General features: G+C 71.4%; 7 protein-coding genes. 2 read left to right on the top strand and 5 right to left on the bottom strand.

Translation table 11 applies throughout. From position 1 onward, the window contains the following. The first annotated feature begins 298 nt into the window (after positions 1–298). Positions 299–901 carry a hypothetical protein gene (locus F8M74_RS29310; protein ID WP_141258759.1) on the top strand — a complete coding sequence of 201 codons (603 nt, stop codon included), beginning with the start codon at positions 299–301 and terminating at the stop codon, positions 899–901. A 15-nt stretch (positions 902–916) separates the two neighbouring features. On the opposite strand, the gene F8M74_RS29305 is transcribed toward F8M74_RS29310, so the two are convergent. The 5 genes from F8M74_RS29305 to F8M74_RS29285 form a co-directional block, all read right to left on the bottom strand. Then, entirely contained in the window at positions 917–1,903 is a 987-nt protein-coding gene (locus F8M74_RS29305; protein WP_141258758.1) for a hydrolase, read from the bottom strand. Positions 1,904–1,958: 55 nt separating this feature from the next. Next, positions 1,959–2,306, bottom strand: coding sequence for a YkgJ family cysteine cluster protein (locus F8M74_RS29300; protein WP_141258757.1), 348 nt, complete (start codon positions 2,304–2,306; stop codon positions 1,959–1,961). Continuing rightward, positions 2,303–3,445: a hypothetical protein gene (locus F8M74_RS29295; protein ID WP_141258756.1), complete on the bottom strand. Its 1,143-nt coding sequence runs from the start codon at positions 3,443–3,445 to the stop codon at positions 2,303–2,305. Before F8M74_RS29295 ends, F8M74_RS29300 begins: the two co-directional genes overlap by 4 nt. Before the next feature lie 21 nt (positions 3,446–3,466). Then, positions 3,467–4,423 (bottom strand): GNAT family N-acetyltransferase, encoded by a 957-nt coding sequence (locus F8M74_RS29290; RefSeq protein WP_228560498.1) that lies wholly within the window; start codon positions 4,421–4,423, stop codon positions 3,467–3,469. 76 nt (positions 4,424–4,499) lie between these two features. Continuing rightward, positions 4,500–5,171, bottom strand: coding sequence for a hypothetical protein (locus tag F8M74_RS29285; RefSeq protein ID WP_141258754.1), 672 nt, complete (start codon positions 5,169–5,171; stop codon positions 4,500–4,502). Positions 5,172–5,382: 211 nt separating this feature from the next. Here F8M74_RS29285 and F8M74_RS29280 point away from each other — a divergent pair, with 211 nt between their 5' ends. Next, complete coding sequence (locus F8M74_RS29280) at positions 5,383–6,375, top strand: DUF481 domain-containing protein (RefSeq protein WP_141258753.1); 993 nt, start codon at positions 5,383–5,385, stop codon at positions 6,373–6,375. The last annotated feature ends 70 nt before the right edge of the window (positions 6,376–6,445 follow it).

The raw sequence follows: 6,445 nt of genomic DNA, 5'->3' as shown, positions 1-6,445 counted from the left end.
GGGCCGGGGTGCTCCGTGGGGGCGGAGCTCCGCGGGGACTCGACGGCATGGCGAAAAGGGGCGCGGGTTCCGGTGAGGTGGGGGCCTCCCGGCGCCCGTCGCGTCTTCTCCCGCGCTCGCGGTCCAGTTGCGGCGGGTGGAGCAAGGCTCCCGCCCAGCGCTGGCCAGGCGGGCAGTCAGGGTGCTCCATGGACGCGGATGCAGGGTGGCGAGTGAGCAGTCGCTTCACCCGAGAGGCCCGTCATGGCTGCGGGGTGGGAGGACGGGGGGACGGGGCACGCGTCACGGGAGGCAGGGCATGGGGGTGGTATCCGCGCTGGCGGCGGTAGGGGTGCTGCTGACGGCACAGGCAGCGCCAGCTTCGGGGCCCCAGCGACGGACCCAGGACCCGGAGCGGCTGGCTCCCTTCGGAATGATGCTGGACGCCAGCGCACCCGAGGGCGCGGGCCTGTCACTCGCCTTCCGGCCCACGCGAATGCTCCGGCTCCACGTGGGCGGCACGCACAATGGTGTCCGTCCCGGAGCGCGCGTGGGGCTCACGCTGCTGCCCTGGAAGGGCCGCCTGACGCCCGCGCTGACGCTGGAGGCCGGCCATGCGCGGCCCGCGAATGGTGAAGGCCTGGAGCGGCGCATCGTGGACCGCACGCAGATGCCCATCCATTCGTTGGAGCGCGTGGGCTACTCCTACGCGAGCGCCCTGCTGGGCTTCGAATGGCAGGCCCCGAAGCGGCTGACCTTCTTCGTGCGAGGCGGCCTCAGCATCATGCGGCTCTACAGCCCGGGCATCGTCGGCGTGGACGAGCAGTTCCGCGACGCGCTGGAGCCCGCGAACTTCCACGGCTGGAGCCTGATCAACATCGAGCCCACCGCGAAGCTCGGCATCCTGTTGTCCTTTGGCTGAGTCGAGGCCGCTGCCTCAGTCCTCGCGTGGCTGGGACAGCACCGCGTCGAAGAAGGCCAGCACCTGCGCCTCCGCCCAGAAGTGGGGCCGGTGCACCTGGCCACCGACGAAGCCGACGTGTCCACCATGCTCCGTCACCACGACGCTCAGGTGGGGATTTGTGGCGGCGGCGGGCGGGATGACGGGCGCCTCCAGCATCGGGTCGTCCGCGGCGCTCAGCAGCAACGTGGGCCGGCGGATGGCGTGCAGCCGGGGGCCGGCGGAGGACTCCGCGTAGTAGTGGGCGGCGTCGCGGAAGCCGTGCAGCGCGGAGGTGACCGCGTCGTCGAAGGCGCGGATGGTGCGCGCCGCCTCCATGGCCCGGCCGTCGAAGGACTCCGGAAAGTGGCGCAGCTTTTCGCGGGCCTTCTTCTTCAGCGTCCGCAGGAAGCGTTCGCGGTACAGCCGGTGGAAGGGGCCTCCCGCGTCGAGCTTGCGACAGCAGGCGCTCAAGTCATACGGCGCGCTGACGGACGCAGCGGCCTCCACGGGCGCGTCGTCGCCCAGCGTCTCCAGCAGCCGGCACAGCACGTTGGCGCCCAGGGAGAAGCCCACCGCGAACAGCGGGCCGGTGACGCGGGCGCGCGTCTCGTTCAGCACCCGGAGCGCGTCGTCGATGTCGCCCGAGTGGTACGAGCGCGCCAGCCGGTTGGGCTCGCCGCTGCATGAGCGGAAGTTGAGCGCGGTGGCGCCCCAGCCGCGCGTCCGCGCACCGCGCAGGACGGCGGTGACGTAGCCCGCGCGGGACGAGCCCTCCAGGCCGTGCAGCGCCACGACATGCGGCGCGCCCGCCGCGCCGTCGAAGGTGTCCAGGTCGACGAAGTCGCCGTCTGGCAACTCCATGCGCTCGCGTCGCAGCGCGGGCGTGCGGGTGGGGCGCACGAGCGAGGCGTAGATGGTTTGCGCATGCTCGTTGGCGATGCCGGGCGCGGGCACGAAGGGCTGGGTGGGCTGGAAACGCACGGCCAGGGGATAACGCCCGTGCGCGGGGACGACAAGCGCTCTTGCCGCCAGGCGCCTAGTCCTTGGCGCCGTCAGGGCGGCGCAGGGTGGCCAGGCGGCGGGCCATGCGCATGGACGCACAGCCCTGCTCGCGCAAGGCGCGGGCCTCCGACTGGAGCCCGAAGAGGCCCAGGTACTTCTCCACGCGCTCCTCCAGCGTGGGTGCTTCGATGAGGGTGCAGATTTCATCCGCCTGGTAGTCGCGGCAGATGGCGGGCCGCTCCTCGTAGACTCCGCAGAGGTTGTCCTCTTGCAGGTGTGGGCAGCGCAGGCCCAGCGGCTTGTCCAGCGCGGCGATGTCCGGCGCCACGCAGCAGGCGCCGCAGCGCGTGCACTCCACGGGCTTGGAGTGGGGGGCGCTCATAGGGGCACGACCTTCTCCACCGTGCCCAGGTTCGTCACGGTGAGGCGCGCGCCCTGGCCCTTCTTCCAGACGAGGAACGTCCGTTCGTCCTCCGGCTCCAGCACATGCTCATGGGCGCCGTCATCCTCGTAGCGCAGCCGCACCGTGTATGTCTCCTCGCGGCGCAGCCGGTCCGCGGCGCCCACGGCCAGCTCGGGCCAGCGCGGCGCATCGTCGGTGCCGGACGCCTCCCTGCGCGTCAGCGGCTTCCACTCATGGGTGTCGTAGGTGCACTGGTCCGCATACACGGGCTCCCGGCGGTAGCGCGTCTCGTTCTGGCAGTCCTCATAGGACTCGCGGCAGTACTTCGTCACGTCCTCGCACACCTCTTCCATGAAGCCGTTGCCCATGTCCTTGCGGCGGCACTTCTCCTCGGTGCCGCAGGCCACCTTGCGCGACTTCGTCCGGCACACCCGCTCCGTGCCGTCAGGGACGCGGCGGGTGCCCCGCTGGACGGACACGCAGTCGCGGATGTCGGCCACGCCCGCCACCTCGCCGGTGCCGTTGACGGGCATGCGGGGCGTGACGGAACGCAGCTCGTTGCGCCAGCCCCGCTTCGTCACCCGGGTGAAGCGCTCCTGCATCACGGTGCGCTTCCAGGCCGTGCCCGTCACCTCGCCGGGAAACTCATGCGCCTTGCCTGCCCACAGGCCGAAGACACTGGAGCCGAGGCAGCAGAGGAACAGCGAGCCCAGCGCCAGGAGCATCGGCGCCTTGCGCTTCGCGGGACGTGACTGCGGCGGGGGTGGCTGTAGGGGCTCGTCGAACGCCTGGCGAGGAGCCGCCTTCGCGTCGTCGGTGCGCTCGGCGCCGCAGTGCTTGCAGCGCGTCGTGTCCCCCCGCGTGGCCGCGCCGCAGAAGGCGCAGAACCAGTCCTCTCCCGCCTTGGCCAGCTCCAACGCCGCCGCGTCGGTGACGCCCTCGCGCAGCGACTTCCCGCTGGCCGCGTCCACGCCGCCGAAGTCGAACTCCGACTCCTTGCCCGTCAGCTCGCGCGGGTTGTTGCACTGGGGGCAGCGCTTGTGCCGGGCGCGAATCGACTTCGTGTCACACGAGGTGCAGTTCCACGTGCCCTCGATGATGCGGGTTCTGCGGGCCATGCGCGCATCCTAGCCGCACGCTCACGCCCACAGCGCGCGAGCGAAGGGGATGTCCGCGGCGGTGGGCAGGCCCTCGCGCAGGGGCCGCACCATGGGCAGCGAGCCATCCCGGGCCTCGCGGCTGGCTTCGGGAAGCCGGGCCACCCACGGCATGGTGCCCGGCTCCTCCCACAGCACCACCTTGGACAGCCCGGCCTTGTGGGCCTGGGCCCCCGCGGCCTCCAGCAGCGCGGCGGCGTCGTCCTCGGAGCGCGCGTCCAGCATCAGCACCACGAGCTCTCCCTGTCGGGCCATCATCGCCCACAGCGCCGTGGACGCGCCCACCACCGCGCCGCAGGCCCGGGGCCGGGGGCGGCGCAGCAGTTCCGCGTAGATGCGCTCGCGCTCCAGGTGCCAGTCCACCTGCGTAGCGTCCGGCCACAGGTAGAAGGGCACCTCCGGCCGCCGCATCCGCTCGAGCGCCGAGGGCACGTCCGCGTCTTCCAACAGCGCGTCCACCTTGCGAATCACAGGCCCATTGCCCACCGGCAGGTGCCAGTCCCAGGCGGGGACCTCCTGGTAGCCGGAGCGCCGGTAGATGCGGGCGCCCACGTCGGAGTAGAGCACGGCGGCCTGGGCGTCCGGCTCCGTGCGCTCCAGCTCCGCGGCCACCTGGTCCATCAGCCGCGTGGCATGGCCGTGTCCGCGCAGGGCCGGCTCGGTGTAGACGCTGGCGATGACGAAGCTGTCGCCGCGCGTCGTCTGACAGTCGGGGCCGCGTAGGTAGCTGGGCGTGAGGAACGTCTCGCACGAGGTGAGCACGCGGCCGGCGTCGTCGCACAGCAGCCAGGTGCGCATGGTGTCCCGGCTCCAGGGATGGGCGCGCAGCCGCTGCTCCCGCTCGAGGAACTGCTCGACGGTGAGCGGCGACCCCCAGGCGGTATAGGTGTGGCGGTCTCTCTCGGCCTTCTGTACTTCGTTGGCGACGACCAGATGCATGGCGGGGCAGGGTAGTCGCGCGCGCGACGCTTCGCAGCAGCCCTGGAGGGCCCGTGAGGCCAACCTGCCTTCCGTCTTACAAGCGCACGGTGTAGGGGAACCGGAAGTGGAGCTGAAGGTAGGCCTGTCCCACGTGGAAGATGCCATCGCGCAGGCGCTCGGGCAGGCCCAGGCCTCCCAACTCCTGCGGGACGTAGAACGCGGACTCCCAGCCCACACCTAGCAGGAAGCGCTTGGAGAGCTGGAGCTCCAGGTCGATGCCCACCTCCGCGCCGGGCCGCAGGAAGTGCGTGTTGGGCAGCGTGTCCGAGTGCATGTAGACGTACGTCAGCAGCAGCCCCGCGCCGAGCGACAGCCGCGCCGGGCTGGATGTCAGCGGCACCCCCAGCGACAGCGGCTTCCAGGTGGCGCCGTACATGCCGGTATTGCGCAGCTTGGGGGAGATGATGAGCGCGTCCGGGATGAGGATGGACGGGGAGATGCGGACCTCATCCAGGCTCTTGGCGTACTTGCGGTAGCGCTGGGGCACGCTGCGCTGGTTCTTTTTCAGCCACTCCTTGTCCAGCACCGCCTCCACGGAGAGCTTCAGCCCGGTGTGGATGGGCTGGTCGTCGAACACGGGGCCGAAGAAGGCGAAGGCCGCGGGCCCCACCCCCAAGTCCACCGGGACGGTGACGCGCTGGGCGGGGGCGGCGGCGGGGACGAGCAGGGCGCAGAGCAGCAGGAGCGGAACGGGGCGCAGGGGCATGGGCCTTTTCTTTCAAGAGCCGCCTGCGAGGCGGTGGGAACGGACCCACCCGGCGCGGCGGCGGCGGGGTGTGTCCGAATTCGAGCATTAAGCCATTGAAGCACGGCGGGCCTTTGAAGCAGGAAGGGAGCTGCGTCGGCATCGGGGGGGAACACAGGACTTCCGCACCCGGATTCAGGCTTTTCGCCGGCGTCGTTGACCTGGAGACCCGATGCTTTCCGCTGCCTTCTTGATTGCCACGTCCCTGCAGGCCCAGACGCCTGCGCCCGCTTCCTCCACGCCGCCGGCTCCCGCCGCCGAGACCGCGCCCGCCGCGCCCCTCAGCGTGGAGGAGCGCGCCGCCGCCGCCGCCGAGCGAGCCGCCATCGCCGCTGAGCGCGCCGCCGAGGCCAGCGCCCGCGCCGCCGAGGCCGCCGAGCGCGCCGCCGCCGTCACCGTTCCGCCCCCGGCCCCCGCGCCCGCGGCCGCTCCCGCCACCGACAAGAAGCAGGGCGAGTGGGACGTCACCGTCGGCCTGGGCCTCATCTCGCTGACGGGTAACGCCTCCACCCTGACGGTGAGCGGCCTGGCCAGCGCCCAGCGCACGACGGACAATTGGATTTACGCCATCAAGTCCTACGGCTCCTATGGCCGCAGCCGTCCGCCCGAGGTGACGGGCGAGGAGGCCGTGTCCCAGGTAGTGGCGTTCAACGCGGGCCTGGAGCTGCGCGGCGACCGGCGCTTCACCGACGTCATCAGCGGCTACCTGCTGGGGGGCGCGGAGACGGACCACGTGAAGAGCGTGGAGTCGCGCACCTTCGGCGAAGGCGGTCTGGGCGTGCTGTGGTGGGACGAGAAGAAGGAGAAGGGCCGCGAGTCCTACCTCCGCACGGACGCCGCCTTCCGCTACGCCAACGAGACGCGCTTCCAGTACTACCCCACGCGGATGAACCTGCCGGACGTCGACCTGGGCGGCCCTCGCTTCGGCGCCGTGTTCCGCTACGGCCTGGCGCAGAACGTCACCTTCAAGGAGGACGTGGAGGTGCTGGTGAGCGTCATCGGCGACTCGCGCATGCTCTTCAACAGTCAGACGCAGCTGTCCGTGGGGCTCACCAAGCAGCTGTCGCTGGGCACCAGCTTCCTGGTGAAGCACGACAGCGCGCCGCCTCCGGGCAAGGTGTCCACGGACACCGCGCTGGCGCTGAACTTCGAAGTGATGCTGTAGCCCGCAAAAGCAACGCGGCGCCGGGGATGTCCCTCGGCGCCGCGTGTGGGTGGAGTGGGGCGGTGGCCGC

This window comes from Myxococcus sp. CA023, assembly GCF_010998615.1.
GTDB lineage: Bacteria > Myxococcota > Myxococcia > Myxococcales > Myxococcaceae > Myxococcus.
Note: the sequence above shows the minus strand (reverse complement) of the source record. Positions and strands in the feature narration are given on the sequence as shown.